The 4271-nt window shown below is 71.4% G+C and carries 2 protein-coding genes; both read left to right on the top strand.

Annotated elements, in window-relative coordinates; genetic code table 11:
* A partial coding sequence (locus tag ACFRCG_RS48225) for a carboxyl transferase domain-containing protein (RefSeq protein WP_380043028.1) occupies positions 1–3714 on the top strand: 3714 nt, incomplete at its 5' end.
* 170 nt (positions 3715–3884) lie between these two features.
* Positions 3885–4139 (top strand): hypothetical protein, encoded by a 255-nt coding sequence (locus ACFRCG_RS48220; protein ID WP_380043027.1) that lies wholly within the window; start codon positions 3885–3887, stop codon positions 4137–4139.
* Positions 4140–4271: the final 132 nt, after the last annotated feature.

The raw sequence follows: 4271 nt of genomic DNA, 5'->3' as shown, positions 1-4271 counted from the left end.
GGCGACGAGGTCGAGGCCGGCGCACCGGTCCTGGTGCTGGAGAGCATGAAGATGGAAACGGTGCTGCGCGCACCGTTCCGGGCACGGTTGAAGGAGTGCGCCGTGTCGGTGGGCAGTCAGGTCGACGTCGGTGCGGCGCTGTTGCGCCTGGAACCGCTCGCCGCCGCCGAAGCCGAAGCCGAGGACACCGCGTCCGTCGAGCTGGACCTGCCGGCCGCGCCGGAGGCGATCCCGATCCGGGAGCGCGCCGCACGCGGCCGGGAAGAGCTGCGCGGCCTGTTGCTGGGCTTCGACGTGGATCCGCACGACGAGCGCCGGGTGCTCGACGACTACCTCGCCGCGCGCCGGGCGGCGCTGTCGGACGGCGACGAACGGCCGCTGGCCCACGAGCTCGAACTGGTCGAGATGTTCACCGACCTCGCCGAGCTGGGCCGCAACCGTCCGGCGGGCGAGGATGTGGGTGGTGAGGGTCACGTGCACAGCGCCCGTGAACACTTCCACACCTTCCTGCAGAGCCTCGACGTCGAACGGGCCGGGCTGCCCGAGGCGTTCCGGGCCAAACTGGCCAAGGCACTCGCCCACTACGGTGTCACCGAAGCGGAGCCTTCGGCCGAACTCGAGGCCGCGGTCTTCCGGATCTTCCTCGGCCGGCAACGCGCGGCCGCCGATGCCGCGGTTGTCTCGTCGCTGCTGCGGGTGTGGTTGCGCGAGGCACCGCCGGACGCGATGTCGCGCGAGCCGGTCGGCCTCGCCCTGGAGCGCCTGGTCGCGGCGACCCAGGTGCGCTTCCCGGTGGTCGCCGACCTCGCGCGCGGGCTGGTGTTCACGTGGCTGGCCCAGCCGTTGTTGCGCCGCAACCGGGCCCGGGTCTACACCGACGTGCGCCGGCACCTGCGGCATCTGGACGCGCACCCGGACACCCCGGACCGCGCCGAGCGCATCGCGTCGATGGTGCGCAGCACCGAACCGCTGGTGTGCCTGCTAGGCCGGCGGCTCATCCGCGACGGCCTGGACAACACGATCATGTTGGAGGTGCTGACCCGCCGGTACTACGGCAACAAGGGCCTCACCGGCGTGCGTTCGAGCGAGGTCGCCGGCTGCACGTTCGTGGTCGCCGAGCGGGCGGGCACACGCCTGGTCTCCGCGGCGGTGCGGTTCGACGAACTCGGCGGCGCGTTGCGCGGGCTCGGGGAACTCGCGGACGGCGAGGGCGCGGTCGAGGCGGACATCTATCTCGCGTGGGAGAAGCAGCCGGTGGACCCGGACGCGATGGCCGCCGCGCTGCACGAGGTCGTGGACACCCGCTCGTTGTCACAGCGGATCCGCCGGCTCACCACCACCGTCGCGGGTCGCGGCGGCGCGGTGATGCACCATCACTTCACGTTCCGCCCGTGCGGCACCGGGATGGTCGAGGAGCGGTTGATCCGGGGTCTGCACCCGTACATCGCGCAGCGTATGCAGTTGGAGCGGCTGAGCAAGTTCGACCTCACCCGGCTGCCGTCCTCGGACGAGGAGGTCTACCTCTTCCAGTGCGTCGCCCGGGAAAACCCCGCCGACGACCGCCTGGTCGCCTTCGCCCAGGTCCGCGACCTCACCGAACTCCGGGACCACGAGGGCAGGTTGGTCGCCCTGCCGACCGCCGAGAACGTCGTCGCCACGTGCCTCGACTCGATCCGCCGCGCCCAGTCCCGGCGACCCGGGCGCAAGTACCCCGACACGAACCGGATCGTGATCTACGTCTGGCCGCCGACCGAGATCACCCGCGCCGAGTTGGAAACGGTCGTCGACCGCGTACTGCCGACGACCGAGGGCGCCGGTCTGGAGGAGATCCTGGTCATCGCGCGGATGCGCAGCCGGCACACCGGTGAACTGGACAAGGTCGCCGTACGGATCTGCGTGGACGCCTCCGGCGGCACCGAACTCACGATCGACGAACGCTCTTTCGAGCCCATCGAGCCGATCGACGAATACCGGCGCAAGGTGCTCCGCGCGGCCACGCGCAATACCGTCTACCCGTACGAACTGGTGCGTCTGCTGGGCGACTTCGTCGAGCACGACCTCGACGACGAGCACGTCCTGGCGCCGGTCGACCGACCGAGGGGCACCAACACGGCGGCGATCGTCGCGGGCGTGGTCACCACTCCGACCGAGCTGCACCCGCAGGGCATCGACCGGGTCGTCCTGCTCGGCGACCCGACGAAGTCGCTCGGGGCGCTGTCCGAGCCGGAGTGCCGTCGGGTGATCGCGGCGCTGGACCTGGCGGAGCGCATGCGGGTGCCGGTGGAGTGGTACGCGCTGTCGTCCGGCGCCCGGATCTCGATGGAGTCGGGCACGGAGAACATGGACTGGGTGGCCGCCGCGCTCAAGCGCATCGTCACGTTCACCCAGGACGGCGGCGAGATCAACATCGTGGTCGCGGGCATCAACGTCGGCGCACAGCCGTACTGGAACGCCGAGGCCACCATGCTCATGCACACCAAGGGCATCCTCGTGATGACCCCCGACTCGGCGATGGTGCTCACCGGGAAGCAGTCGTTGGACTTCTCCGGTGGCGTGTCGGCCGAGGACAACTTCGGCATCGGCGGCTACGACCGGGTGATGGGCCCGAACGGGCAGGCGCAGTACTGGGCGCCGAATCTGGGCGCGGCGCGGGATGTGTTGATGGAGCACTACGACCGGACCCACGTGGTGCCCGGCGAGGCGATGCCGCGACGCGCGCCGACGAGCGACCCCGTCGACCGGGACGTCCGCGACTTCCCGCACACCTGGGCGGGCAGCGACTTCACCACCGTCGGTGAGATCTTCTCCGCGGAGCACAACCCGGACCGCAAGAAGCCGTTCGACATCCGCACCGTGATGCGCGCGCTGTCCGACCGGGACCACCCCGTGTCGGAGCGCTGGGCGGGCATGGCCGACGCGGACACCGCCGCGGTGCAGGACGTGCGCCTGGGCGGTGTGCCGGTGTGCCTGATCGGGATCGAGTCGCGAGCGGTGCCGCGCCTGGGATTCCCGCCCACCGACGGCCCCGACACCTACACCGCCGGTACGTTGTTCCCGCAGTCGTCGAAGAAGGTCGCGCGGGCGATCAACGCGGCGTCCGGCAACCGGCCGCTGGTGGTGCTGGCGAACCTGTCCGGGTTCGACGGCTCGCCCGAGTCGATGCGCAAGCTGCAGTTGGAGTACGGCGCGGAGATCGGCCGGGCGATCGTGAACTTCCGCGGGCCGATCGTCTTCTGCGTGATCTCGCGCTACCACGGGGGCGCGTTCGTGGTCTTTTCCAAGGCGCTGAACCCGAACATGACCGTGCTCGCGCTGGAGGGCTCCTTCGCCTCGGTCCTGGGCGGCGCGCCCGCTGCGGCGGTGGTGTTCGCCGGAGATGTGCGGGCCCGTACGGTCGCCGACTCGCGGGTGCGGGCGCAGGAGGCCCACGTCGGGACCGTCTTCGGTGCGGAGCGCGCCGCGGCGAAGGCGGTGCTCGACGAGATCCGCGCGTCGGTGCGGGCGGAGAAACTCGGTGAGGTGGCGGCTGAGTTCGACCGTGTGCACGACATTCGGCGAGCCGTCGAGGTCGGCTCCGTCGACGCTGTCATCCGCGCCGAGGAACTGCGCCCGCGGATCATCGAGGCCATCGAACGCGGGTTGCGCCGCCCGACCGACGACGACCGGTATCCGTCGCCGGTCGCCCGAATGCAGCAGTGCGGAGCGCGTCCGTAGGGGTGGTTTCGAAAATCGCCGACATGCGTCGTGAGCAGCGACGATGCCGGAAGTATCGGCATTCGTCGGGTTATTCGGGGCGGTTCGGATGCCCGCCGCCTGCGGATCCGCGTTCAGGATGAACCCGACCGCCTCGGGTGAGGTGGTCTCTTCGAGGATAAGGGGATCTCATGCGTAGGATCACGCGCGCTTCCGGCACCGTTGCCGCCGCGCTGCTCATGGCGAGTGCGGCCGCCGGCTCGGCGTTCGCCGTGACGGCGCAGGCCGACCACGCGGCGCCGGCGTCGGTTCCGCAGGACGGCGGCTGGGGTGGCGGCGGCGCCCTGGGCGGCTGGGGTGGCGGCGGCGGTGACGAGCACGGCGGCGGCGGTGGCGGCGGCTGGGGCCCGTTCGGCGGTGGCGGCGGCTGGCACACCCGCGGCTAGAGCCGATGTGGTGGTCCGGGCGGACGCCCGGCCGGGTCGCTCCCGGCCGTGCGTCCACCCGGCCGGGGGCCGCTCGCTCGTCTCCCGACGCCGCACACGGACGTCGGCCTGCCCGATCCGATCGGATCGGGC

Origin of the sequence: Embleya sp. NPDC056575, from assembly GCF_042793325.1 — a bacterium.
Lineage (GTDB): Bacteria > Actinomycetota > Actinomycetes > Streptomycetales > Streptomycetaceae > Embleya.
This window is presented reverse-complemented; position numbering and strand designations above follow the sequence as displayed.